The sequence below is a fragment of the Chryseobacterium flavum genome (assembly GCF_003385595.1).
GTDB classification, from domain to species: domain Bacteria; phylum Bacteroidota; class Bacteroidia; order Flavobacteriales; family Weeksellaceae; genus Chryseobacterium; species Chryseobacterium flavum.
Genome location: NZ_QNUE01000004.1, coordinates 159,966 through 184,545 on the forward strand (window position 1 = coordinate 159,966; position 24,580 = coordinate 184,545).

Consider the following 24,580-nt stretch of genomic DNA (forward strand, 5'->3'; position numbering starts at 1 on the left):
GTGATTTTTTATAAAATATCAATTAAACTTCTTTGAATTTAAACTAAATCTTTAAAAATATGAAAACAATAAATTTATATCAATCGTTTAGGAATCTTTTCACTGTATTTTTCACATTAATGTTACTGGGATTTATCGTATCCTGTGGTGGTAATGACGATGAAGGTGGCGATGGAAATGGCGCAGGAATAAACAGCTCTCATTATAAAATAACAGTTACTTTAAACGGTGTGAATGCCACCGATGATTATGTATCTGTAGTGGCTTCAGGAGGTAACCATCAAAATGACAGTTCATTATGGAAAATTAATGGTGCCGTACAAAATGGACAAACAGTAGTAGGGCTGAATAAAAATAGTTTTTCGGGAGCAACCAAATCCTATACAATTGAAACCAATACCCCTATTGCGGCATTATCTGCCTCCATTCAGGTGATTAACTTTAATTCAACTATTACCGGAACGTATAAAATAGAGAAAGATAATCAGCTGGTGGTTAACGAAACCATCAATCTGACTGCCGATGGAGCGGATTTTACAAAGAATTATACATTTTAAAAATGAGGGGAACGTAAATTGTTAATACTGGTTTTTCAATACGGAGTAATTCAACATAAGAAATGTTCTCAATATTGATTTTAGCCTTTATATAATTAATAATCAAAGAGGGGGACTGATATAGCCCCCCTCTTTGATTATATTACTTTTACAATAAAATAGCTTTTTTTACCTTTTTGAAGCAATAAAAACTGACCGTCAATAAGGTCACTTTCATTAGCGGTAAAAGTATCATTTACTTTTTGTTTGTTGATGGAAATAGAGTTTCCTTTAATTTCTCTTTGGGCTTCGCTTTTCGATTTTAGGAATCCTGATTTTTCAGAAAGAAGATCAATAATACTGATCCCCAGTACATCAGCTTTTGCAATTTCTTTTTGAGGAACCCCGTCAAAAACTTCAAGGAAAGTTTCTTCATCAAGGCTTACAAGATCTTCAGCAGTAGAACGGCCGAAAAGGATTTCTGAAGCTTTAAGTGCCTTTTCATATTCTTCCTGACCATGTACCCATACCGTTACTTCTTCCGCCAGCTTTTTCTGAAGCTTTCTTTCGTGTGGGGCTGTCTTATGCTCTTCAATAAGAGCTTCGATCTCATTTTTTCCTAAGAAAGTATAAAACTTGATAAATCTTTCAGCGTCCTCATCTGTTGCATTCAGCCAGAACTGGTAGAATTTATATGGAGAGGTTTTCTTTTTATCCAGCCAGTAATTTTCTCCGCTTTCAGACTTTCCGAATTTAGAACCATCAGCCTTTGTAATCAAAGGAACGGTTAATGCAAATGCTTCCCCCTGGGCTTTTCTGCGGATCAATTCTGTTCCTGTAGTGATATTTCCCCATTGATCCGAACCTCCCATCTGAAGTTTTACATTGTTGTTTTGGTACAGATGAAGGAAGTCATATCCCTGGATCAGCTGGTAGGTGAATTCTGTAAAGCTCATTCCGTCTGCACCGCCTTCTCCTGAAAATCTCTTCTTTACAGAGTCTTTTGCCATCATGTAGTTGACCGTAATATTCTTTCCTATATTTTTTGCAAAATCAAGAAAAGAAATGTTTTTCATCCAGTCATAGTTGTTTACCAGTTCAGCTTTATTAGGTTCATTACCATCAAAATTCAAAAATCTTGAAAGCTGGTTCTTTAAACAGTCCACATAATGTAAAAGAGTCTCTTCATCCAGAAGGTTTCTTTCAGCTGATTTTCCGGACGGGTCTCCAATCATTCCTGTAGCACCTCCTACAAGCGCGATGGGTTTGTGCCCGTGCTGTTGAAAGTGTGCAAGAATCTTTATCTGGATAAGACTTCCGATATGTAAAGAATCGGCAGTGGGATCAAAACCAATATATGCAGTTGTTACCTCTTTATTCAGTTGTTCATCGGTTCCGGGCATCATATCGGCAAAAAGACCTCGCCATTTAAGTTCTTCTATAAAGGAATTCATTGATTTTTACTTTAAAATTTTACGGTACAAAGATAGTAATTTCAGAAGTATGAAGACGAAAAAGGTGGAAGTATGGCCGTAGAATGAACTGAGAAGTTTGAAAGGCGAAGTAATAAAAGAAATGCCTGTGAATATTAAAAATATCCTGCAAATTCACTTTTCTTCCTTTGTCATTTTGGGTCAAATGCGTTATATTTGTTAATAATGAATGACGAACAGCTATTTCTGCTCATCCAGAGAGCCAAAGACAAGGACCAGAAGGCCCAGACCAAACTCATTAATGTTTTCTGGGTGGATGTTTTTTCCTTTGTGATGAAAAAAGTAAGAGATGAAAATGATGCCGATGAGATTACTGTAAATGTTTTTTCCAAAGTATTGTCTAAACTGGATATGTTTGATCCTCATTTCCAGTTTAAAACCTGGGTTCTTACCATTGCTCAGAATACTGTTATTGATTTCTGGAGAAAGAAAAGCCGTGAAAATGAAGATTCTATTGAGAACCTTGGTGAGGTGAAAAACCAATATGCAAAATCTCCGGAAGAACTTATGATTTCTGCTGAAGAACAAAAGAAAATCATTAAAACCATAGAATCTCTGGATGCCAATTATCAGGATATTATCAAGCTGAGATTCTTTGAGGAAAAAAGTATTAAAGAAATTGCAGAAGAGCTGGGGATTTCAGTTGCCAATACTAAAGTAAGGGTAATGAGGGCCAAGAAAGTGCTGGCTGAACTGCTTAAAAATAATGAATTTGATGATCATTAAATTCCTGAATTCCTTTCAATTATAAAATATAAACCGATAAATTGTATGAACCACCTATTCTGAAGCCGGAACGGGGGATTTATGTTGCATCCAGTTCTTGTATCATAGGGCAGAGAAATTGAGCAAAATAGAAGAAATTTTGGCCTTTAGGCTTCAAATTTTTCGTAACTTTCCGGTGTTTAAAAATGAAAAAGAATGACTTCAAAGGAAAAAGTTGCTGCACTTCGTGAAGAAATGCAGAAAAATAATGTTGATGCATTTATCGTATATTCTGCAGATCCGCATATGAGTGAGTACCTTCCTGAAGAATGGCAGGAGAGAGCATGGCTGTCAGGATTTTTAGGTTCTGCCGGTTTTGTGGTAGTTACTAAAGATAAAGCCGGGCTTTGGACAGACGGAAGGTATTTTACACAGGCTGCGATTGAACTGGAAGGTTCAGGAATTGACCTTTTCAAAGATGGAATGGAAGGAACTCCTAATTATATTGACTGGATCATTTCTGAAATTCCTGCCGGCGGTAAAGTTGCTGTAAATGCATTAGCTGCTTCCAATACCAACTGGGAGCTGCTTTCTCAAAAATTTGATGCAAAGAATATTACACTGGCCGATCTTCCTCTTTTAAAAGAAGTCTGGAAAGAGAGAGGAACTCCTTCAAAAAATCCGATTTATGTACATCCTGTAGAAAGAGCCGGTAAATCCGTAACAGATAAACTTTCCGCGATCCGTCAGAAGATGGAAGAACAGGGGGCTACAGTTCATATCATTTCAAGTCTGGATGATGTAGCCTGGACTTTAAACCTTAGAGGAAGTGATGTGCAAAGTAATCCCGTATTCCTGGGATATATTGTGATTACAAAAAATGATGCTGTACTGTTCACCGATCTGGAAAAGCTGAATGTAGAAGCAAGAAAACAAATGGATGATGCTTTCGTGAAAATGATGCCTTACGAAGAATTCTATAATTATCTGAAAGCGTTCAAAAATGAAAAAGTATTGGTTTCACCTAATAGTAATCAACAGATTTTTGAAACATTAAAAACAGAAAATGGGTTTATCAAGGCTCCTGTTCCGGGAAATCTGATGAAAGCCCAGAAAAATGAAGCTGAACTGGAAGGCTTCAGAAAAGTAATGGTAAGGGATGGTGTTGCCATGGTAAAATTCTTATACTGGCTGACCTACAATGCAGGAAAAGAAGCTATGAATGAGTATTCCATTGGTGAAAAGCTGCGAGGCTTCCGTGCAGAAGGTGAGAATTTTGTAGGAGAAAGCTTTGGTTCCATAGTAGGATATAAAGATAACGGGGCGATAATGCATTATTCTGCGAAAAAGGAAGGAAGCAAAGAAGTCACTAATGATGCAAGTATCCTGGTTGATTCAGGAGGACAGTATCTGGAGGGAACTACAGATATTACAAGGACTTTTGCACTGGGAAATGTTTCTGAAGAATTCAAAAGAAATTCAACTCTGGTATTGCAGGGTATGATCCGTTTATCAATGGTAAAATTCCCTAAAGGAACCAAAGGGGTACATCTTGATGCTATAGCAAGACTTCCGCTTTGGATGGAAGGTAAAGATTTCAATCACGGAACCGGGCATGGTGTAGGAAGCTTTATGAATGTTCATGAAGGACCTCAAAGTATCAGAAAAGATATGAATCCTCAGGATCTTCTTCCCGGAATGGTTTGTTCAAATGAACCTGGATACTATCTTGAAGGAGAATACGGAATCCGTCATGAAAACCTTATTGCAGTAAAAGAAGCAGAAAAAACAATTCATGGAACATTCTATGAATTTGAAACACTAACGTTCTGTCCGTTCTTTAAAGATACAATCGTCAAAGAAATTCTTTCGGAAAATGAAATTGAATGGTTAAACCGTTATCATAAAACCTGTGAAGAAAAACTTGCTCCCCACCTGGAAGGTGAGGTTAAAGAATGGTTCTTACAATTGGTAAGCCCGCTTTAATTATAAAGTAATTAAGTATTAAACCGAATAATTGTTAGATAAACTAAAGTCCTGTAAGCATCTCTTACAGGGCTTTTCTTTTATGCAACCGTATTTTTACGGATAAAAGTTCAGGGTTTCCCCTGAAGCACAGGCTAAAAGGCTTCACTATATTTGTACCCGTAAACATCATATCTTCATATACATAACTCAATCAATTTTCAAAACGGTAAATCATCCTGTCCTGGGATGATTTTTTGTTTAATATGCAATATGCTTTATCGGAATTCTGTGGAATAAAGCCGGTTAAAGTGACTTATATTGGTATAATCAGGAATTCAGGCAGTGAACAAAGGTTCAGTGGCTGAAGAAAGTGAAAGAAATGGGCAAGAAACAGAGATGGATACCCTAACTTTATCCGGCTATTGAAATTCCAATGCCAGATAAAGTGAGTATAAACACAATTAAAAAAATAGTTACAGTCCTTTCTTTCCTTCAATCCAATAGGCTTGCGACCTGATGCATTTCGGAGAGACACCTTTGGCTTTAAGAAACTTTCTGATCACAGACATGGTGTTGCCATTTCCGGTCAGATAGAAAACCACTTCATTATTGTATATGCTTTGTTTCTCTTCATTCAGAAAATCAGTCAGGGATTCCATAATACGTATTATATTTTTTTTCGGACTGTGATAGCCATATAAATTCAGGATCTCAAGAGCAGAGGGCTCTTCCAGTTCGTGAAGACATATGAAGGTACGGTTTGCTTCTTCTGCTGCGTCTTTAATGGAAATAGAGCTCCCAAGTGAGGTCTCGTCACCAATGGAAAAATGGATTCTCGCTTCAGGTTCAAAAAACCGCTTTCCTCTTGGCATTAACATTTTTACCGGGCTTCCCGTGGCTAAACAGCTTACAAAATGACTTCCTGCTGCACTCTTATCATGGGTATGGAAAATCACATCAAAGGTACCGGCTTCCCGGTTAAAACAAAAGGGGGAGTAGTTTCTGAAGTCTCTGTCGCTGACCCGGATTCCTATTGCATAAGCAGGCTCATAAGGCACATCCTGCAGATTGGCGGCAAAGCGTATACAGCGCAATTCATCGGTTATTTTTTTTATATCGACTACCATGCAGTCTTTGAATTTTGAGGACCAGACATTTTCTACCGTATCATTGATCCATTTTGGTAAACTAGGCATGACTTTTTTTATTGCAAAGGACGCTTCAAAAAAGATATGGAACGATAGCCTTTTCAGGGAATTTGTTGGACTATTCGTGGTTTATAAAGGGTTTCTGTTTTTGTTCCGGAATTCTGAAGGGGACTGGTCTTCTGATTTTGAAAATAAGCGGCTGAAATATGTATGATCACTGTATCCCAGTTTGTAAGCAATTTCTTTTACGGTAAGGTGAGTAAATACCAGCAGGCGTTTTGCTTCGGTTAAGACTTCCTGATGAATCCAGTATTGTGCAGGTTTTCCGGTTATTTCCCTTACTGCTTCCGTGAGGTACCCCCTTGAAATATTTAAACGTTCTGCATATTCAGATGGACTTTTCATGGTTTTGAACTCCTTTCTGACCATGCTTCTGAAGGCCCTTGTGAGTTGCAGGGCACGGTTTTCAACAGGTTCACCGGAATGGATCTCCTTTGAGTAAATATAGGCAAACATCCCGGTAAAAGCATTCAGTAACGACTGAACAACCAGGTAGCCTTCTTTAGACAAGAGTACTTCATCAGAATAAGAAGAATGAAGGATTTTGGCTGAAGTACTGATCCTGTGTATCCAATTCTCGTCAAGGGGTATTGGGCGGATTTTTTCCAGGGATTCTTCAAAAACAGTACGAACGGCATCCGGAAGCAGATCTGCCTTTACTGCTATAAACCATCCGTTAACTCTTTCCATGACGAGCCCCTGATGTACCTGGCCCGGTAATACACAGAAAATTGAGGGCTGTCGGGATTCGATAATTTTAAAATCAACCATCATTTTTACATACCCACTTTCCATAGAGGTGAAAATGTAATGACTGTCCCGGTGTATTCCTTTATCCATAAGTGCTTCATCGGAACTTCTAAGGCGGTGCTCAATCTTCTCAACAAGAATACCATGCCGGGAAATACCATTGAGATCATAAGTGGGAATTGTATGTTTCATGCCTGGAAACTGTATGTACAAAACTACAATATATCCTTACGATTTTTGATAAAATAAATAACAATATTTATCTGGCTTTGGAGAAGGCTATTTTTATGGCTAAAAAGGTCAGGATACCGGCCATAAACCATTTCTGTACTTTTATCCAGACAGGATTTTGTGAGAAGAAAACAGCAGCCTTTGCAGCGGTCAGTACAATTAAAAAGTTTACACTGAAGCTTATCAGCACCTGTATAATCCCAAGTTCAAAACTCTGGAACAGCACCGAACCGTATCCGGGTTTAATAAACTGTGGAAAAAAGGAGAGGTAGAATACTGCTACTTTCGGATTAAGTACATTGGTTAAAAAGCCAATCATAAAGAGCCTTTTGGGACTGTCGTATGTTTGATTTTCAGTTACCTCAAAAATATTTTTACGGCCAGGTCTTACGGCCTGATATGCGAGATACAGTAAATAGAGTGTTCCTGCTGTCTTAAGAACCGTATAGGCAAAGGGAACGGCTAACAATACAGCGGTAAGGCCAAATGAAACCATAATGATATGAAACAGAAATCCGCAGGCTACTCCGGTTAAAGAAATTAAGCCTGCTTTTTTTCCCTGAGTGATCGATTTTGAAATCAGATAAATCATGTTGGGTCCCGGGCTGATTACGAGTACGAATGCAGCAAGAACAAAGAAGAAGAGTTCATGGAATGGAATCATGGGGGCGTTATTAACTTTGTAAATGCAAGTTTACAAAAACTGACTGATAAATTTCTTACGACTTTTAAAAACGGATTAAAAAAATACGGACAGCTTCTTATATGATGAAAAGAGCTGTCCGTGTATGGTTATCATCAAATGCATTATTACCTTAGCAGGCAATTTTCATACTGATCCATACATAAATTTAAATTAATCTGATAGATCACCCGGGCATTTGCCATACGGTTATTGGTCGTAGTACTGGAAGCTGAACCCGAAAAATAATCCTCCAGTGCCCCCTGCATCGCTCCGGTGTATTCATCTACTGAATCTGAGTTGCATGCATTTAATTCATCTTTACATGTTGTATTGTTCGTGATAATATCCTTTACACTTTCATAGAGTACAAGTTCTGCAAATCTTAACCTGTTAGCAGGTATTTTTTCAAAAAATGCCATATGGGTGTTCATATTGATCCGGCAAAGATTTTCGACCTGTGCCCATTGCTGGGTAGCTTCGTTCATGCTTGAAAAATCAGTAGCTGATAAATGGGCAGAAATCCATGAAAGCATGGCATCTTTTGTTTTGATGGTTTCAATATTTCCATTGAATTTCATTTTAGAAACAAACGCTTTTGTTTTTGTATTGAATTCTATGAAAGTCGGTGAATTTTCATGATTGTAAAATGAATTGTCAAAATCACTGTCGATTCCTCTTCCCGTTTCATTTTTGTTTACTGTAATCTGATCAGCTGAATTTAACTGTTCATGATATTCATTCTCGTTTGAACATGAAAAGAAAAATGCAATACTGCATAATAAGATAAGTTTTCTCATTTTCTGATTGTTTTTGGTTATTATTAAATGATAAGATAATAGCTTCGGAGGTGGCCAATATCCGGTTCTGTATATCTTACAGTTTATATGTTTTTTGATTGATGAGTATTGAATTATTTCAATAATTCCAATGTTGTTTTATTTATTTAATTCGTTTGTTTTGTATTTATAGTTAATATTTTTCCCTAATATATGAAATATTTTAAAAATAACACACCCTGAGTAATGCTGATGTTGAAATATGAGAATGTACAGCAAATGAAATGGCTGGCAGAAGAGTTGATTTCAGCCGGTCATAAGTTGGTTATTGCTGTTAAATAAATATTATGAATACAGATTGTAGCCTGTCACCCTTTTAGGAAAATGCTTTATTTTCATCATTCGGATCAGGTAATTCTCCCCGTTTCCGCCAGAAAAACCAGGCCACAATTACAGCAGCAATGGGCAGGGCAATACCAAATTCATCGATAAAATAATTTGTATGACCTGTATCTACGGTAAGAGGGGTAAAAATAGACTGGATAAATAAATTATGGCTGGCATGCAAAATAGCAGCAGTCCACAGACTTCCTGATTTCATTCGCAGCCAGGTAAAAATAAAACAGCAGGCAAATATCATCACCGTAAAACAGGTGAGGGCCAGCCATTTTGGTCCTCCCGTATTGTAATTTGAAAACAGCAGGAGGGGATAATGGTACAATGACCAGATAACTCCCATCCACAGAGAGGTTGCTGTATAGGAACTGATGTTAGCCAGCTGCGGTGTAAGGAATCCCCGCCATCCTATTTCTTCTCCCAGCGCAGAGCCTATGGAACGTACCATTCCAAAGCTGCTCATCAGGATAATGTATAACACTATAGTCAGCCCATCAGATAGGTTCCAGCCCATTCCTTTAGCTATTTCTGCTACAAATTCATGATTGTAAAAACCACCTGCGCCACTGGTCCAAATAACCAGATAAGGGATCAGGACATAGGATAGCGGGAGGAGATAAGCAAGTAACTGGTATTTGGTGAGTCCCCACTTCCAGCCCAACGACGAAACAGGGATCTTTCTGATGCGGCAGGTTAACAGGGCTGCAATAGCCGGACACCACATGATGATGGTTGCATATGATATAATCCCGCCACCGAGTTTTCCAGTACGGATGCACATGTAATAAACAGGCAGGCAGAAAAGAAAGGTGAGTACCAGATAAGTGGCGATATTCTTCCTGATTTCTGATTTAGATGTATTTTTCATAAACTGATTGGTGTTGGTGTTTATAAATGGTTGAAAAATAGAAGATTATTTTTAATAAAAATACACTTATTTCTTATATGAAATGCTAAATTCAGTATCGCTCTTCAAAAAATCATCTGTTTTTAAAAACTGAAAACTGTAAATTAGCCCAGCAAAATTTTTCCACAAATCTTAAACAATGTCCAGCCTGAAAACCATAAGAGAACAAAAAAACCTGACCCAGGAGGAATTATCAGAAAAATCAAAAATTTCTGTAAGAACCATTCAGCGGATAGAATCCGGAACAGAACCTAAAGGACACACTCTGAGGGCCCTGGCGCAGACTCTGGAAGTAGAAGAATCTGAATTAAAGGATCAGCCACAGATAACTAATGAAACGGATGAAATTGAAACGGGTATAGAAGAAAAGGAAACGCCGGTCAATTATTCTTATATTAAGATGATTAATCTTTCATCGCTCATTTTTACACTTTTGCCACCGCTGAATATTTTTGTTCCGTTGATGCTGATGTTTGTTATGAAACAGAAAAACAGTCTGGCAAGACAGATTATCTCAGTTCAGATGATCTGGACGGTATTGGCGCCGGTTACCTTTATGCTCGGGATTTTTTTAAAGTTCGGAAAACAATTTACCCTGATTCTTATGATTCTGATTGTACTTTCAAATGTGTTTATTATCCTTCGCAATGCTGCTGAGATAGACCGTAATAAGAAACTGTACTTTAGACTGAACTTCAGTATGATATAGAGACTGTCAGGGCTTTGTCGGGTTTTTGTCGGGTTTATTTTTACCTGAACAACGGAATGAAATTGAATCTTTGTCAAAAAAATAATAATGACAAAATCTTCACCGTTTCTCCTTTTTTGTATTTTGTTTATAAGTATTATTCATGCCCAGACAAAAAAAACAGATCCTCTTTATAAAACAATTATGTCGAAAGACAGTCTGTTTTTTTCAACAGGTTATAATACCTGCAACATTACCCAGATGGAAAACCTGCTCAGTGATACTTTTGAATTTTATCACGATAAAGGCGGGTTTGAGAACAAAGAAAAATTTATAATTGATTTTAAAAACGGGTTATGTAAATCTCCGGAAACTTATCAATTAAAAAGGGTTCTGGTGGAGAAAAGTACTGAGATTTATCCCATGTATAAAGATGGGAAAATATATGCCGCCATTCAGAATGGGGATCATCTGTTTTATGAAAAGGTTGGGAATCAGGTTGATAAATTGGTCGGGGAAGCGAAATTTACCCATTTGTGGGTCCTGGAAAATACTGAGTGGAAACTTAAGAATTCACTGAGTTTCAACCACCATCCGAAACAAACCACTGATAATGATACCATGTTTGATAACGACCTGTCGATGCAAAGCTGGCTGAAAGAAAATACTATTCCTGTCCTAGGATTAGGAATTATCGAAGGAGGAAAACTACAGCAGGTCAAAGTTTTCGGAGATAGTAAGAAAGGAATTTCAGTTCCGCAGAATGCAAGTTTTAATGTTGCCTCCCTCACCAAGCCTGTTACAGCAATGGTCACTTTACGTCTGGTAAGCCTCGGAAAGTGGGATTTGGATGAACCCTTAGATAATTACTGGACAGATCCTGATGTTATCAGTGATCCCAGACATACGAAACTTACTACCAGAATGATCCTGAGCCATCAGACCGGCTTCCCTAACTGGAGATGGATGAATACAGATAGAAAACTGAACTTTCAGTTTGATCCCGGTACAAAATATCAATATTCGGGAGAAGGTTTTGAATACCTTCGGAAGGCGCTTGAAAAGAAGTTGGGAAAATCGCTGGAACAGCTTGCAAAGGAATTGATTTTTAAGCCTCTCAAAATGAATGATACAAGTTATATATGGGATCAGAATACTGACGATTCAAGATTTGTAACAGGCTATAATGAAAAAGGGAATGCCTATCCGATAGAAAAAATTATAACGGTTAATGCTGCTGATGATCTTCATACCACGATAGAAGATTACGGAAATTTTATGGCCAGTGTTATGAAAGGAAAAAAGCTGAAGCCGGAAATTTTCAGGGAAATGATAAGAAAACAGGTAAAGGTTAAAGAAAATAAATATTTCGGGATAGGCTTTGAAATTTATGACCTGGGGAATGGTGAATATGCATTATCCCACAGCGGAGCAGATCAGGGGACAAGATGTATTGCTATAGTATTGCCGGATTCCGGTAAGGGAATTATCATTTTCACCAATATTGATGACGGGTACAAAGTGTATGAAAAACTGGTTGTTCACTATCTCGGAGAGCAGGGGAAAAAGATTGTGGAGATAGAAACCAGATAGCTGTTATACAAGTAAAATCTTTGTATATTTAAGGTATCAATCTGAAAATAAATAAAATAGAAGAATTTATTTTTCAGATGCAATATTATGAACAGAAAAAAGAAAGCTATGTGGCAGTATTATATTATCCTTGGAGCAGGAGTGATTCTGTTTGTTGCAGCATTGCTGAGCTTCAGAAACACTCTTTCCTTTTTAAAGAAAGCAGAAAAGGCAACGGCGACCGTTACCTCATTGCGGGTAGATAATTCTGACGGGGAAGTATACCTGCCTGTTTTTACCTTCCGGACTCAAAATAATATTGAATATACTTATGAATTGCCGGAAGGCACCAATCCTTCAGCCTGGTCTGTAGGGGAGACGGAGACTGTTATCTATGACCCGGATGATCCGTCTTCTGTAAGCTTATATACTTATTTCAGGATCTTTGCCTGGCCTTTGGTGCTGATGTCTATTGCCCTGCCGTTACTGGTTATTGGCAGCGGATATTTTATTGCAGCTCAGTTTTTAAAATAAAATAAGCTTTGACCTCATTATTTAAGCCTTTATGGAGGCAAAAGCCCTTACCGGGAAAGTGCCTACTCCTTTAAATTTTGGAGGAGCTGCAGTAAAAGTAAAGTGATCATCAGGAAGCTTGTCCAGATTGCAGAGATGTTCCACAATGAGTATTTCAGCTCCTAAAAGGATTGTATGTACAGGTCTGTTTTTACCTCCTGTATAGTCGATATTATGGGAATCAATACCCACCAGCTTTACCTGGCAGTCTTTGAGAAATTCGGCTGCACTTTTTGTTAAATAAGGATGATTTTCATAATAGGTTTCCGTATTCCAGTGATGGTCCCATCCTGTATGAATGAGTACTGCTTTATTCCTGATCTCCTTGTTTTTAAGGTGTTTCTCTGTGATTTCCAGGGTTTCAGGAAAAGGGATCCGGACCACCACAGCTTCCAGTTCAGCAAATTTCTCCAATCCGGTATCTGCAAGGTCTTTTCCGTTTTCAAACCTGTGAAAGGGGCAGTCAATATACGTTCCGGTATTGGAAACCATCTCAATTTTACCAATCTGAAATTCTGTGCCTTCTTCATAGAACTGTCTGGAGTCTTCCCTGCTCAGGAAATCACAAATGTGTGGTGCAGGAAGACCTTTATAGGTAATGAGTCCTTCTTCTATTGTATGGCTGAGGTCTATCAGCTGTTCTTCAGAAGAGGGCTTATGAGCCGGTTTTCTTTTGTGGGGTTCGCTGAAGATCTCTTTGTTCAGGATATTTACTTTGCCGGCCATCAGAAGTCTCAGGTCTTCGATGATATAGTCTGCAAGCTCCTGATTTGTAATATCATTTCCTGCAATATCAAGCCTGAAGTCTTCTCCTTTGAGGCTTCCTCCATTGGTAAAATATACTTCAAAATCAAATTTTACTCTTTTGTCCATAATTGAATATTTAAGGCAAAAGTGAAGAAAATCAAATCTTATTTACTTGACTTAAATCAATTTGCTTTAATTTTTTACTTCTTATTCTGCTTAAGGTTTCCGGGCTCATTCCCAGATAGGAAGCAATATGGAAAAGGGGAATTCTTTCTTCGGAACGGGGAAACTGTTCCAGGAAATGCAGATAGCGTTCATTGGAATCGTGGAGAAGGAAAGAGCTTTCCCGCCTGCATTTTTTTATAAACTCATTTCTGAGGATCTGATTGAAGAGTATATGCCATTTCTGATCTTGTATTAACAGAGCCTCAAGCAGTGTTTTGGGGATGACCACCATCTCGGATTCTTCCAGACATTGAAAGCTGAGGTTTGTTTTTTCACCGGTTAAAAAGCTTGTCAGGGCGGTCAGGAAATTATTTTCAGGGAAAAACTCAGTATTGATCTCCCGGTGGTCTTTTGTATAGAAGCTTCTTACCATCCCTTTATGCAGGAAGAAAAGGTCATTTGCTACAGTATTTTCCCGGATCAGGAAACTGTCACTTTTTAAATGCAGAAGCTTTGTACCAGATAACAGCATCTCCTTTTCTGTATTCGTAAGGTCAAATAGAGGATACAGAGCCGCTTCAAAGAAAGTATGGAGATTAAAGCCAGTCAAGGTTTTGATGATTTTAGAGTTGGTGCCTTATTAATGCTGAGGTTACTCAACAGAGATATAAAAAACAGCGGGGAATATAAACTTCCCCGGCTGTTAACTCTTTATTTTACTTTTTCCAGAAGATATAGTTTGGCTCCTGAAAATGCCAGTTTAGGCATCAGGTTTCCTTCCAGGACCATAGTCTTGTTATTGGCATCGATGACCGAAATATAATTGTTGGAATTGTATTCAATATAGTTTTCCTTTTCTTTTGTTAAAGGATTTTTTCCAAATTCCAGAGAATATTTAACCCATTCTTCATCTTGTGTACTGCAGTGAACCGGCTTGAATTTGGATTTTTTAGCCTTGAAAATGATCTGGTCATAGCTATCCACACAATCTGAAGTAAAGGAAGCTTCCGGATTCTGGTCTTTGGAGAAATCTTCGAAAGAGCCACGGTAAACGCCTACCACTTTCCAGGTTCCGTCCAGACGGTCCTCATCAATTTTTCCTTTGGCTTTACTTACTGCCCAGCTGATTCCGTTTACGGTTCCTTTTACTGCTTTATACCCCAAATTTACAGCTCCGGATACTACTTTTGTAGCTGTTCTTACTACGCATGAATTCAAAACCAGTACTGCTGAAGCCAGAAATATTATTTTTTTCATATTGTCAGGTTTTATTATTGTTACGAAGATAGGGTTTTTGATAAAAAATATTCATCCAGTGATTCCTGATATGAAAAAATATTTACCGTTTCTGTTTAAATCTGTATAACTACGAAGCTATTACTGCCTGTTATTGTCAACTTTCAGTTTATTAACCAAAGGATTGGCATACATTGCCAGGAAATATTTCCTGGAAACAGGATCGGAAGGATCTATGCGCATTTCCAGTCTTCGGATAAATAACTGTTTTTCCTGCTCCGTATATTCGGAGGTGTATTTATTGGTATTGTGAAGGAGATCATAAGCGATGTACTTGGTAGGCCAGAGCTTATAATGACTGATGATGGAACGGTCAATCACCTGGGCAATTGCCTGAAGTTGCTTGTTTTTATTGTCGATAGTGACAGCAATTTCATCCAGTTCCGTATCAAGAATGTCGCCGGCATGAATGTGAATACGTTTCTTTTGTCCCAGAATTCCGCTCAGGATATTGGTAAAATCTTCATTTTTCCCCTTGATATATTCCTCATCTCTGTGCCGGGCCAGCAATTGTGGCATCTTTAAGGAATCTGTAGGATCATATTCATAGGAGATGGAGATCGGAACAATTTTTAAGGTTTTAAAATAATCTGTCAAAGACAAGTCCCCGGCTGCCATGGCCAGCATTTTCAAAACACCTTGCTGGGTAGAATCGTTACCGTCTTTGGTACGGCCTTCACGCTGGGCAATCCATACGGAACGTTTTTCGTTGTACAGCTGTTCCCTGATATATTCGGACATCGTCTGTGAACTGGTGAGCTGCTCACGAAGAGGAAGGCCTCTTTGCACCAAAAAGTTCCGGTTCAGCTTAGCAAGTACATTTAAAAACTTCTTGCGGACAAGATTATCTCCGATAGCCGAAGCGGTCATAATATAACCACCTTCCAGCAAGACCAGATTAAGCAGCGAAGTATCCAGAACAATATCCCTGTGGTTCGAGATGAAAAGGTAAGGGGTATTTTTATCCAGTTTATCAAAGCCCGAAGTTGTTAAGCCATCAGAGCTTTTCGCAAGGATCTGTCGAACGGCAAACGCCACAAACTGATGCTGGAAATCACTAATGGAATGAACATTTTTGAACTGCTCCAGCCAAACCTGCTCATCCGTATCCGGAAAAGTAAAGTTCATCAGCGCTTTCATCATAGGATCCCGGGCAATACTTCCCAGTGCTTCATTCACTTCATGATCATAGAAATACCGGATTTCATCAAATTTCGACATGCGGTTATTTAAAATTTAAATTTTTTGCAAAAGAACGAAAATTTATCTGGGGATGGAGTATAAAGGTTGTTAAAGTATTATGAAGGGCTTAGGAGTTCGGTGAAATAAACGTATTATAACAAAGCGATCTATGTGCGCGTTCACTTTATATACCAACACTTATGCGTTCACCTTGTCATTCCGCAGGAATCTAACCTGTTATTATCATCATGCATTAAGAAAAACTTTCTGTGTTTGGATTCCTACGGAATGACAAACTGTGCGGATAGTCTAAGTGAGTAATTGGTATTAAGTCTGCATTAAGTCTGGAGCAAGTAAGCGGTTATACACCAACATTTATGCGTCCACTTTGTCATTCCGCAGGAATCTCAACTCTTATTTTACCCTCTGAATTAAAACATTCCCGATGGACTTCTACTTTATGACGATATACAATTTTGTCATTCATATGAATATCCACATCAAAGCCAATTCTCAAATAAATAATTCAAAAATTCTAAGTTAGGATTTGCCCTTCTTATAAGTTCAAGTTTCTTAATTCTTGACCAGTTTTTAATTTCCTTTTCTCTTTCAATAGCATGATGAATCCAATCATATTTTTCGTAATAAATTAGAAATTCAAGATTGTATCTTGCGGTGAAACTACCGGGATTTAACTTTGTTTTGTGTTGATACAATCTCATGTGGAGGTTCCCTGTAATACCAGTATAAAGCACTTTTCTGTTTTTATTGGTAAGGATATAGATATAGTAAGTATGGCTTCCTTTTGAAAACTCATTCATTTGTGTTTGTTTTGCAAAAGTTACGAAAATATCCTACTGGTGTTGCAATAATCTAAACACTTATTTTGCCATTACTTATTACAATTAAAAGCTTTCACTGTGTGCAAATAAATATCCATATATACTTATGAACGCCCACCTTGTCATCCCGCAGGAATCTAAACTGTTTTATTATCAGAAAAATTTTCGCTGTCTGGATTCCTGCGGAATGACAAACGTTGTGGATAGCCTGGGTGAAAAAGTTTGTATTAAGTTTGAAACAAGTATAAAGCACTTCCCCGAAATGAAAGAAGTCCTTTCATTATCATTATAGTTTATATTTCTAAATATTTTAGCTGAATTCCTTCTTCTGTTTTCCATTCTAGGGGGCCGCTTGCTGATCTTGCTAATGTAGCAGCAGCAGCTCTTGAGGAGGAAGTAAAAATATAGTCTTTTGTCAATTTATAAAATCCATTTTCTATTTCTATTATTCCCTCAGACAGCATTTTTCTTCTCTCAGATACAATACCATCAGATAGTGATGGCTGTTCGGTCATCATCAAAAGAGAATCTTTATAGACAATAAAACCTTCAGTGGAAGGACTGCCTTTTCCGCAGGCACCAGCTCCGTTTTTACAAAATAATATCAACTGATTGGTTTCGTCCTGATCTATTGTTTCATCCAGTGATTCAAATATTTTATGTCCCAGAGTAGCTGTCAGTATTTTAATATTTGATAAAAACTCTTCAAGTTCTGCCTGTTCTGCTTCAGACAGTTCTGGGCGGGTAGGGATGTTTTGATTAATAGAATACCGCCCTGCATTTATAGCGAGTTCGTATAAACGGTTTTCTAAATATTTAACACCAGCTTTATTTAAATACTGATCTTTACTGCCAAAAAATAAGACTTCATTCCAGAAATCTCTGTTGGCAATATGATGAGCGAGACGATCAGCAATTACTTCTGCCTCACCAATATAGGCAACGTCTTCATTATTGTCACCCTTACCAATTAATATATATACCCCAGGTTTCCTGAACTCTGGCCGGTTGTTGTATTCTCTTACTTTAATACGTGGGACCTTTATACCTATGCCTGTCCAGTTACTAAGTTCTGCAGTAGTAAGGCCGTTTGGGGTGCCATCTACAAGGAACAGACGTATTGTTTTTCCGAAGATATTCATAAATAATTTAATGATTAATTCATGGAGGCCATGAGTATTAATTTATAGATAGCAATAATAATAAAAATCTTCAGTTTGTGCTTATGGGAAAGCGTAATTTCCTGCAAATCTTTTCTGATTGTATTTTTTTAGAAACTCAAAAATATTTCCCGCAATTATCACACGTCACTCCAAACACTTTTAAAAGTGTCGTGTTCATCAGAAAATGAAAACAGGATAATAGGGTTTGTTCTTTATGGTTTTTTTAAGAAAAAAAGAATGTGTAATGAATGAAATGATGAAATAGTAGGGTAGAGCTTCTTTCAGAGCTTATTATATTGTTTTTTTAGGCAGCGTTTTTCTAAATATTTTTTTATATTTAACTCTTTATAATAGATGATGAATATGGAACACAAAATACATCAGGGACGCAATGTAAAACGATTCAGGGAAATGCTGGGCATCAAGCAGGAAGCATTGGCTCTTGACCTTGGGGACGACTGGAACCAGAAGAAAGTTTCTCTTCTGGAACAGAAAGAAATTATAGAAGACCCTTTACTGAAAAGAATTTCTGAAGTATTGAAAATTCCGGTGGAAGCGTTTCAGAATTTTGATGAAGAGCAGGCGGTGAATATTATTTCTAATACGTTTGGGGAACACGCTTTCAGTAACTCATTCAATTATGGAACAATTAATTTTCATCCTATTGAAAAAATAGTTCAGTTGCATGATGAGAAAATTGCTCTTTATGAAAGGATGCTGAAGGAGAAGGATGAGATGATGGGGAGGCTGGAGAGGTTGATTGAAAAGGGGTAATTTAAGATATTATAAAAAGGTTCAGCTGCTGCTGAACCTTTTTTCATTTATTAGGCATTAACTCCGTCAATGAAAACATCAACAAAATTTTGAACCTTTTGAATAATTCTTCTCCCTATATTATTTCTTTCTGTAAGTTTTGGTTTTACTTCAAGAAGTTTTAAAGTATCACTAATTTTTGGTGTTTTGGAAGTGAAAAGAAAATCATCAATGGCATATCTGAATCTATCTTTATTTAAAAATTCCTCATCAGCAATTTTGTCAAATGCCGAATTTTTTTCTTTGTTCCAAAATTTTTCAAATTCATCATTCACATCATTCCCATCAGAAATATGGGGTAAATTTTCTTCTATAAATTTTTCTATTAACTCTTTTTTACTTCTCAGTTTAGCATCTCCGGAAAGGATATCTCTGATTTCTTTTTTCTTTTGTTCCAGTTTATCGCCTTTCAGATTTGAATCAGTAAGATTAGCTAATAATGAAAGAATATAACTGACATTTATTTCATCACGATGGATTAATTCCAGTTCAAAATCGACATCATCTAGAATACTTACTTTTCCTTCTCCACCTTCACGATTCCCTTTAATTTCAGTCCATAAATCAAGGTATTTGCTTTTATAATCATTAAACTCACTTTCATTCATTTCAAGTTTATCAAAGTTAAAATCAGCAAATGATTTTAAGATGTTTAGAACTCTCATTACTTCACGGAAAGAAGTTATAAATTCAAATTTTTCCTGTTCCGTTTGATAACCATTCACACTGTCAATTTCTGGAGCAACTAGCTTCAATGTCCCTAAGGCAGAATTAAAAAGCTCAATGTAACTTTCAATGGGCTGAATAATGATTTCCTGAATAGCTTCTTTGTTTGAAAATAAAGTCACGGCATCATCTGTTGCTGATTTTAAATTACGGAAGCAGACTATATTTCCTTGCGATTTCTTATCACCCAAAAGCCTATTGGTTCGGGAAAATGCCTGGATTAAGCCATGATATTTTAAATTCTTATCAACAAATAAAGTATTTAGTTGAGGGCTATCGAATCCCGTTAAGAACATATTAACGACAATAATTAAATCAACCTCTTTGCTACGAACTCTTTTGGCGATATCATTATAATAATTGTAAAAAGTTTGGGAGTCTTTTGTAGAAAAATTTGTATCAAACATTTCATTATAATGACCGATATATCTTTCCAATATGTTTCTGCTATGAGAATCACCATATTGAGCCTGCGGCTCTGCAACCATTGCAAAATCAGGTTCTTCATAGATTCCATTTGCATCTTTGGATTCTTCATTAGTTCCATAGCTGAAAATTGTTGCAATTTTCAATTGATGTTTACCTTCTTCTTTTTTCTTTTGGAAAAGGTCATAATACTTCTGCAAAACATCAATACTACTTACACAAAACATAGCATTGAAAGTATTGCTATGCGTTTTTCTTCCGTATTCTGCAATGAGATAATCTGCAATTTTTTCAAGTCTTTTCGGGCTTTCAAGAAGCTCCTGAGTATCTATTGCTTCAACATCAGTATCAATGTAAGTGTTACTCCCTTCTTTTTCCTTATATCTACCAACATATTCTACAGAAAACTTTAAAACATTATCATCCCGAATTGCATCTGTAATTACATATTTATGCAGACAATCTTCGAATAGTCTATTAGTGGTTGCCGGAGCTCCGTCTATTTTCCCAATTGAATTAACTTCAGAAATCGGAGTTCCTGTAAATCCAATCATTTGAGCATTCTTAAAGTACTTTTTGATATTCTGATGCGTATCTCCAAACTGACTTCTGTGACACTCATCAAAAATAAAAACAACTTTTTTGTCTTTTAGTTTTTCAATTTTGTTACCATGTTTTTCTTTGGTAATAGCAGTATTGAGTTTTTGTAAGGTTGTAACAATGAGTTTGGTGTTGTCAGAAAGTTGTTTCACTAAATGAGCCGTATTTTCAGTAGCATCAACGCTTCCTTTTTCAAAAGCATCAAATTCTTTTTGTGTCTGATAATCCAAATCTTTTCTGTCCACTACAAATACTACTTTTTCCACTTTCGGAATTTCTTTCAGAATCTGACTAGCTTTAAAAGAAGTTAATGTTTTTCCTGAACCTGTAGTATGCCAAATAAAACCATTCTTGTCCGTATTTCTTACCCGGTCAACAATTTTTTCCACTGCATAATATTGGTAAGGCCTTAGAACCATTAGTATCTTGTTGGTTTCATTTAAAACAATATACTTGGTAATCATTTTAGCAATGTGACAAGGCTCTAAAAATGCTGGTGCAAAATGATCCAGCTGTGTTATATTGTTGTTTTGATCATCTGACCAATAGAAGGTTTGTTTAAAGGTTTGCTTAGCGTTATTGGAATAATATTTTGTGTTAACTCCGTTGCTGATAATGAATAACTGAACATAATTAAACAGTCCGTTTCCAGAATTAAAGGATTGATGATGATAACGGTTGATTTGATTAAAAGCTTCTTTTAATTCGAGACCACGTCGTTTTAGTTCAATTTGAACCAAAGGCAACCCGTTAATTAGAATTGTTACATCATATCTATTCTTATAATTTCCTTCCTGAGCAATTTGATTGGTTACCTGAAACTGATTCTGGCACCAGTGATCCTGACTGATAAATTCAATCCATTCTGAACTTCCGTCATCCTTTGTAAAGTGAAATTTATCCCGAAGAATTTTTGCTTTCTCGAAAACATTTCCTTTAGAAAGATGATTTAGTATTTTTTCAAACTCTTTATCAGAAAATGTCTTTTTATTATGAATTTCGAGTTGAGTTTTTAGATTTTTAATTAGATCAGCTTCATTGCAGATTTTGACTTTTTTGTGGCCTAATTGCTGCAATTGTTCAACTAATTTCTGTTCTAAAATATATTCTGGTTGGCTTGACATTGTGGTTATTAATTTTTTTAACTTAAAAAGTTATTTCATCTTTAATTTTCTGATGACAAATTATGAAATTTTCTGCATTATCAAATAATTCTATTACTTCATTTCTTGCTATAGAAGTAGGTTTATTACTTAAAATAGTTTGATAAGATGAGTATTTGAATTGTCTGAAATTATCAGTTATTGAATGAAGTTGAGGATTCTGGTGAATATAAATTATGGTATTTCTTAAGTACTCTTCAGAAATAATTTCTTTTCGTCTGAAAGGAGATTCAATAAGAGCTCCATGTCTGTTATTTTCTTTATTAAAAGCTTGTGAGTAAGAATTAAAAACTCTTGAAAACTGTTTGGAAAAGATGTTTTGCAATGAATGTAACCCTTTTTCAGCTTTAGCAACATTATAAAGTCGAGTCTTAGCGAATGAATTTAGCTCCTTTTCTGATTTTATTTTAACCAAAAGATGAAAATGATTTGAAAGAAGACAGTAAGAATAGAGGTCACAGACCGGGACTAATAATTGAAATATTTTTTGAAGAAAGAAATATTGTGATCCGATTTAAAAATTACATCTCCATTTATTCCTCTGTTAAAGATATGATAATATTTATCTGGTTCTATAAAAGTAATTCTATTGTCACCCATCAAATGTTGTTTTTTCAAATATAAGAAATAAAACAATAAAATAAAGGAATGAGATGGGATGGTAGGAAGCCTTGTCAAGGTTTTAAACCTTGACAAGGCTGACAAATTACTTAAGGGCTTTAAACATCTGATCGATTGCTTTTTTCTTTTGTTCCAGATTAGGATGGACATAAAGATTTAGTGTAGTACTGATATTGGAATGGCCTAATAAAACACTAACTGTTTTATAATCACATTTACTTTCTATACATCTTGTTGCAAAACTGTGTCGTAATCCGTGAAATTTAATATCCGGAATTTCCAGATATCGCATCAGATTTTTATAGTAGCTTCGGTAGGTTCTTGGCTCTGTTGGCCTCGAATCATTAGTTAAAACATAAAACGCCGGATTAACAATTTTCTTAAAAGGTTTCAGCATTCTCAAAAGATCTCTACTAATCGGAATCTCACGGATTGAGTTTTTTGTTTTTGGTGTATCAATAAGAAGTTCAGTCCTACGTTCTCCTCCTTCAATAACATAGATTCTTTGGATGGTTTTTCGAATATTGATAATGCCATTGTCTGTATCAATATCTTCCCAAGTCAAGGCACAAATCTCACCAATACGCATTCCAGAGCAAAGACAAATATAAACACCTAAATTTCTAAAGGTAAAATGCTCCTGAATATAATTCATTACTTTTTTCTGATGTGTTCTGCTCAATACCTCTATTGTATGCGTTTCCCGAACCGTAGGGTATTGTACATCAAAATTGATGAACTCAATCCATTTATTTTTTGCTCCAAATTTCAATACCATTTTCAGCACAATGAGAATGTCTTTAATACTTTTCTGGCTTAGTCCCTGTTCCAGTTTTTGAAATACAAACTTTTGTACATCTTCATCTTCAATCTCAGAATAGTCCTTAAATACAGGGAGTAGATGATTTTCCAGCAACAATACATAAGCCGAAAAGGTTGATTTTTTTACATACAACTTTTTGTCATTCTTCCAAAGTTCAGCGATTTCTGCTAATGTTTTCTTTCTTGTCATAAATTTTTTGATTTTTAATGATTTTCTAACTAATCTCAAAAGTTATGAATTAAGATTGGGGATTTATAGTTATTGAGCTTTAACACAGGTTTTAATCAATCTTTGCCTTTCCTAATTTACGATTTCCGGGGTTTGAAGGGGAGTGGGAATCTAAAAGGTTGGGAGAAATTGCCACTTTTTCTAAAGGGAAAGGTATTTCTAAAAATGAAATAGTTGATAATGGCGAAACTGAATGTATAAGATATGGAGAGTTATATACTTTTTATGAAGAAGTAATTTCTGAAATAAAGTCAAAAACGAATACAGATATTTCCTCTCTTGTTTTAAGTGAAACTAATGACGTAATTATCCCTGCTTCGGGAGAGACCCAAATTGATATTGCAACTGCATCTTGTGTTATCAAATCAGGAATTGCATTAGGAGGAGATTTGAATATAATAAAAACTAAAAATAATGGTATTTTTCTATCATATTATTTGAATAGTAAAAAGAAATTAGAAATTGCAAAACTTTCGCAAGGTATCTCAGTTGTTCATTTATATTCTAGCCAATTAGCATCACTAAATTTAAAATTTCCACAATTAGAAGAACAAGAAAAATTATCAAGCTTTTTATCTCTTTTAAATTTTCGTATCCAAACCCAAAAGAAAATAATTGAGGATTTACAAATAACAAAAAAAGAAATATCTATTAAGCTTTTTAAAGAAGGATTTAACTCATCAGAATCCAAAAAAGAAAATTTCCAAAAATTAGGAGAGTTAACCTATATCGTCAATAAAAAAAATAAGGAAAACCTTAAATTACCAGTTTATTCAATCAACAATAAAAAGGGATTTGTAAGTCAGTCAGAACAGTTTGAAGGAATTGATAGTGACGAAAGAGGTTATGATATTTCATTATACAAAATAATAGGGAAAGAAACCTTTGCTTATAATCCCGCAAGAATCAATGTTGGTTCAATTGGTTATAGTGGAAATTTGGAAAACATTATCATTAGCTCTTTGTACGTTTGTTTTAAAACGACAGACACAGTCGATGATGAGTTTTTGTTTCAGTATCTCCGTACTGATATTTTCAGAAAAGAGGTTTTAAGAAATGTAGAAGGAGGTGTAAGAGATTATTTATTCTATGAAAACTTTTCAAGAATAAAAATTAATCTTCCAGATTTGAAAGAACAAATTAAAATAGCTAAATTTTTATCAAAATTTGATGAGAAGGTAAACGTTGAAATCGAGTTATTAACTCAATACGAAAATCAAAAAAAATATTTATTGCAAAATCTTTTTGTTTAGTAGAGTTTTATTTTCTGAAGAACCTTGTCAAGATTTTAAATCTT

At 36.0% G+C, this 24,580-nt stretch carries 24 protein-coding genes; 9 read left to right on the forward strand and 15 right to left on the reverse strand.

Annotated elements, in window-relative coordinates; all coding sequences use genetic code 11:
• Nucleotides 1–59 precede the first annotated feature (59 nt).
• Entirely contained in the window at nucleotides 60–557 is a 498-nt protein-coding gene (locus DRF59_RS06325) for a hypothetical protein (protein WP_123873653.1), read from the forward strand.
• Between the two features lie 137 nt (nucleotides 558–694).
• On the opposite strand, the gene tyrS is transcribed toward DRF59_RS06325, so the two are convergent.
• The gene (gene tyrS, locus DRF59_RS06330; RefSeq protein WP_115957896.1) at nucleotides 695–1,990 is read right to left on the reverse strand and encodes a tyrosine--tRNA ligase; all 1,296 of its coding nucleotides are present in this window, start codon (nucleotides 1,988–1,990) and stop codon (nucleotides 695–697) included.
• 204 nt (nucleotides 1,991–2,194) lie between these two features.
• Between tyrS and DRF59_RS06335 the strand changes: the two genes are divergently transcribed.
• Nucleotides 2,195–2,755, forward strand: coding sequence for an RNA polymerase sigma factor (locus DRF59_RS06335; RefSeq protein WP_115957898.1), 561 nt, complete (start codon nucleotides 2,195–2,197; stop codon nucleotides 2,753–2,755).
• A gap of 195 nt (nucleotides 2,756–2,950) precedes the next feature.
• Entirely contained in the window at nucleotides 2,951–4,720 is a 1,770-nt protein-coding gene (locus DRF59_RS06340; RefSeq protein WP_115957900.1) for an aminopeptidase P family protein, read from the forward strand.
• Between the two features lie 455 nt (nucleotides 4,721–5,175).
• Here DRF59_RS06340 and DRF59_RS06350 read toward each other — a convergent pair whose 3' ends face one another.
• The 5 genes from DRF59_RS06350 to DRF59_RS06370 form a co-directional block, all read right to left on the reverse strand.
• Nucleotides 5,176–5,898, reverse strand: a complete 723-nt coding sequence (locus DRF59_RS06350) for an SIP domain-containing protein (protein ID WP_115957902.1) — start codon at nucleotides 5,896–5,898, stop codon at nucleotides 5,176–5,178.
• 81 nt (nucleotides 5,899–5,979) lie between these two features.
• Complete coding sequence (locus DRF59_RS06355) at nucleotides 5,980–6,852, reverse strand: helix-turn-helix domain-containing protein (RefSeq protein WP_115957904.1); 873 nt, start codon at nucleotides 6,850–6,852, stop codon at nucleotides 5,980–5,982.
• A gap of 67 nt (nucleotides 6,853–6,919) precedes the next feature.
• Nucleotides 6,920–7,555 carry a LysE family translocator gene (locus DRF59_RS06360; RefSeq protein WP_115957906.1) on the reverse strand — a complete coding sequence of 212 codons (636 nt, stop codon included), beginning with the start codon at nucleotides 7,553–7,555 and terminating at the stop codon, nucleotides 6,920–6,922.
• A gap of 146 nt (nucleotides 7,556–7,701) precedes the next feature.
• Entirely contained in the window at nucleotides 7,702–8,373 is a 672-nt protein-coding gene (locus DRF59_RS06365; protein ID WP_115957908.1) for a hypothetical protein, read from the reverse strand.
• Between the two features lie 355 nt (nucleotides 8,374–8,728).
• Entirely contained in the window at nucleotides 8,729–9,616 is an 888-nt protein-coding gene (locus tag DRF59_RS06370) for a CPBP family intramembrane glutamic endopeptidase (RefSeq protein WP_115957910.1), read from the reverse strand.
• 178 nt (nucleotides 9,617–9,794) lie between these two features.
• Here DRF59_RS06370 and DRF59_RS06375 point away from each other — a divergent pair, with 178 nt between their 5' ends.
• The 3 genes from DRF59_RS06375 (at nucleotide 9,795) to DRF59_RS06385 (ending at nucleotide 12,449) form a co-directional block, all read left to right on the forward strand.
• Nucleotides 9,795–10,364 carry a helix-turn-helix domain-containing protein gene (locus DRF59_RS06375; RefSeq protein ID WP_115957912.1) on the forward strand — a complete coding sequence of 190 codons (570 nt, stop codon included), beginning with the start codon at nucleotides 9,795–9,797 and terminating at the stop codon, nucleotides 10,362–10,364.
• An 87-nt stretch (nucleotides 10,365–10,451) separates the two neighbouring features.
• On the forward strand, nucleotides 10,452–11,936 hold the full coding sequence (locus DRF59_RS06380; protein WP_115957914.1) for a serine hydrolase: 1,485 nt from the start codon (nucleotides 10,452–10,454) through the stop codon (nucleotides 11,934–11,936).
• Nucleotides 11,937–12,023: 87 nt separating this feature from the next.
• The gene (locus DRF59_RS06385; protein WP_241505486.1) at nucleotides 12,024–12,449 is read left to right on the forward strand and encodes a DUF3592 domain-containing protein; all 426 of its coding nucleotides are present in this window, start codon (nucleotides 12,024–12,026) and stop codon (nucleotides 12,447–12,449) included.
• A 21-nt stretch (nucleotides 12,450–12,470) separates the two neighbouring features.
• On the opposite strand, the gene DRF59_RS06390 is transcribed toward DRF59_RS06385, so the two are convergent.
• From DRF59_RS06390 to DRF59_RS06410, 5 genes are all read right to left on the reverse strand, one after another.
• Complete coding sequence (locus DRF59_RS06390) at nucleotides 12,471–13,361, reverse strand: cyclase family protein (protein WP_115957918.1); 891 nt, start codon at nucleotides 13,359–13,361, stop codon at nucleotides 12,471–12,473.
• 31 nt (nucleotides 13,362–13,392) lie between these two features.
• On the reverse strand, nucleotides 13,393–14,010 hold the full coding sequence (locus DRF59_RS06395) for a Crp/Fnr family transcriptional regulator (RefSeq protein WP_123873654.1): 618 nt from the start codon (nucleotides 14,008–14,010) through the stop codon (nucleotides 13,393–13,395).
• Between the two features lie 101 nt (nucleotides 14,011–14,111).
• Nucleotides 14,112–14,657 (reverse strand): membrane lipoprotein lipid attachment site-containing protein, encoded by a 546-nt coding sequence (locus DRF59_RS06400; protein WP_115957921.1) that lies wholly within the window; start codon nucleotides 14,655–14,657, stop codon nucleotides 14,112–14,114.
• 120 nt (nucleotides 14,658–14,777) lie between these two features.
• A complete protein-coding gene (locus DRF59_RS06405; protein ID WP_115957923.1) occupies nucleotides 14,778–15,917 on the reverse strand; it encodes a 1-acyl-sn-glycerol-3-phosphate acyltransferase in 1,140 nt (379 codons plus the stop codon).
• Between the two features lie 461 nt (nucleotides 15,918–16,378).
• Complete coding sequence (locus DRF59_RS06410; protein WP_115957925.1) at nucleotides 16,379–16,699, reverse strand: GIY-YIG nuclease family protein; 321 nt, start codon at nucleotides 16,697–16,699, stop codon at nucleotides 16,379–16,381.
• Between the two features lie 127 nt (nucleotides 16,700–16,826).
• Here DRF59_RS06410 and DRF59_RS20650 point away from each other — a divergent pair, with 127 nt between their 5' ends.
• Nucleotides 16,827–17,012 (forward strand): hypothetical protein, encoded by a 186-nt coding sequence (locus DRF59_RS20650; protein ID WP_123873655.1) that lies wholly within the window; start codon nucleotides 16,827–16,829, stop codon nucleotides 17,010–17,012.
• A 1-nt stretch (nucleotide 17,013) separates the two neighbouring features.
• Here DRF59_RS20650 and DRF59_RS06415 read toward each other — a convergent pair whose 3' ends face one another.
• The gene (locus DRF59_RS06415) at nucleotides 17,014–17,862 is read right to left on the reverse strand and encodes a GIY-YIG nuclease family protein (protein ID WP_115957927.1); all 849 of its coding nucleotides are present in this window, start codon (nucleotides 17,860–17,862) and stop codon (nucleotides 17,014–17,016) included.
• 384 nt (nucleotides 17,863–18,246) lie between these two features.
• Here DRF59_RS06415 and DRF59_RS06420 point away from each other — a divergent pair, with 384 nt between their 5' ends.
• Nucleotides 18,247–18,657, forward strand: a complete 411-nt coding sequence (locus tag DRF59_RS06420) for a helix-turn-helix domain-containing protein (RefSeq protein ID WP_115958195.1) — start codon at nucleotides 18,247–18,249, stop codon at nucleotides 18,655–18,657.
• A 50-nt stretch (nucleotides 18,658–18,707) separates the two neighbouring features.
• Here the strand turns inward: DRF59_RS06420 and DRF59_RS06425 are convergent, their stop codons facing one another.
• From DRF59_RS06425 to DRF59_RS06435, 3 genes are all read right to left on the reverse strand, one after another.
• Complete coding sequence (locus DRF59_RS06425) at nucleotides 18,708–21,572, reverse strand: type I restriction endonuclease subunit R (protein ID WP_115957929.1); 2,865 nt, start codon at nucleotides 21,570–21,572, stop codon at nucleotides 18,708–18,710.
• A 22-nt stretch (nucleotides 21,573–21,594) separates the two neighbouring features.
• Nucleotides 21,595–22,026 (reverse strand): hypothetical protein, encoded by a 432-nt coding sequence (locus tag DRF59_RS06430; protein WP_241505487.1) that lies wholly within the window; start codon nucleotides 22,024–22,026, stop codon nucleotides 21,595–21,597.
• A gap of 291 nt (nucleotides 22,027–22,317) precedes the next feature.
• Nucleotides 22,318–23,244: a tyrosine-type recombinase/integrase gene (locus DRF59_RS06435; protein WP_115957931.1), complete on the reverse strand. Its 927-nt coding sequence runs from the start codon at nucleotides 23,242–23,244 to the stop codon at nucleotides 22,318–22,320.
• 98 nt (nucleotides 23,245–23,342) lie between these two features.
• Between DRF59_RS06435 and DRF59_RS06440 the strand changes: the two genes are divergently transcribed.
• Complete coding sequence (locus tag DRF59_RS06440; RefSeq protein ID WP_262510605.1) at nucleotides 23,343–24,536, forward strand: restriction endonuclease subunit S; 1,194 nt, start codon at nucleotides 23,343–23,345, stop codon at nucleotides 24,534–24,536.
• Nucleotides 24,537–24,580 lie beyond the last annotated feature (44 nt).

Bases quoted from the DNA above. Each gene is read 5' to 3' on its own strand.
- DRF59_RS06325 (WP_123873653.1), top strand. From the start codon at position 60: ATGAAAACAATAAATTTATATCAATCGTTTAGGAATCTTTTCACTGTA.
- tyrS (WP_115957896.1), bottom strand. From the start codon at position 1,990: ATGAATTCCTTTATAGAAGAACTTAAATGGCGAGGTCTTTTTGCCGAT.
- DRF59_RS06335 (WP_115957898.1), top strand. From the start codon at position 2,195: ATGAATGACGAACAGCTATTTCTGCTCATCCAGAGAGCCAAAGACAAG.
- DRF59_RS06340 (WP_115957900.1), top strand. From the start codon at position 2,951: ATGACTTCAAAGGAAAAAGTTGCTGCACTTCGTGAAGAAATGCAGAAA.
- DRF59_RS06350 (WP_115957902.1), bottom strand. From the start codon at position 5,898: ATGCCTAGTTTACCAAAATGGATCAATGATACGGTAGAAAATGTCTGG.
- DRF59_RS06355 (WP_115957904.1), bottom strand. From the start codon at position 6,852: ATGAAACATACAATTCCCACTTATGATCTCAATGGTATTTCCCGGCAT.
- DRF59_RS06360 (WP_115957906.1), bottom strand. From the start codon at position 7,555: ATGATTCCATTCCATGAACTCTTCTTCTTTGTTCTTGCTGCATTCGTA.
- DRF59_RS06365 (WP_115957908.1), bottom strand. From the start codon at position 8,373: ATGAGAAAACTTATCTTATTATGCAGTATTGCATTTTTCTTTTCATGT.
- DRF59_RS06370 (WP_115957910.1), bottom strand. From the start codon at position 9,616: ATGAAAAATACATCTAAATCAGAAATCAGGAAGAATATCGCCACTTAT.
- DRF59_RS06375 (WP_115957912.1), top strand. From the start codon at position 9,795: ATGTCCAGCCTGAAAACCATAAGAGAACAAAAAAACCTGACCCAGGAG.
- DRF59_RS06380 (WP_115957914.1), top strand. From the start codon at position 10,452: ATGACAAAATCTTCACCGTTTCTCCTTTTTTGTATTTTGTTTATAAGT.
- DRF59_RS06385 (WP_241505486.1), top strand. From the start codon at position 12,024: ATGAACAGAAAAAAGAAAGCTATGTGGCAGTATTATATTATCCTTGGA.
- DRF59_RS06390 (WP_115957918.1), bottom strand. From the start codon at position 13,361: ATGGACAAAAGAGTAAAATTTGATTTTGAAGTATATTTTACCAATGGA.
- DRF59_RS06400 (WP_115957921.1), bottom strand. From the start codon at position 14,657: ATGAAAAAAATAATATTTCTGGCTTCAGCAGTACTGGTTTTGAATTCA.
- DRF59_RS06405 (WP_115957923.1), bottom strand. From the start codon at position 15,917: ATGTCGAAATTTGATGAAATCCGGTATTTCTATGATCATGAAGTGAAT.
- DRF59_RS06410 (WP_115957925.1), bottom strand. From the start codon at position 16,699: ATGAATGAGTTTTCAAAAGGAAGCCATACTTACTATATCTATATCCTT.
- DRF59_RS20650 (WP_123873655.1), top strand. From the start codon at position 16,827: ATGAACGCCCACCTTGTCATCCCGCAGGAATCTAAACTGTTTTATTAT.
- DRF59_RS06415 (WP_115957927.1), bottom strand. From the start codon at position 17,862: ATGAATATCTTCGGAAAAACAATACGTCTGTTCCTTGTAGATGGCACC.
- DRF59_RS06420 (WP_115958195.1), top strand. From the start codon at position 18,247: ATGGAACACAAAATACATCAGGGACGCAATGTAAAACGATTCAGGGAA.
- DRF59_RS06425 (WP_115957929.1), bottom strand. From the start codon at position 21,572: ATGTCAAGCCAACCAGAATATATTTTAGAACAGAAATTAGTTGAACAA.
- DRF59_RS06435 (WP_115957931.1), bottom strand. From the start codon at position 23,244: ATGACAAGAAAGAAAACATTAGCAGAAATCGCTGAACTTTGGAAGAAT.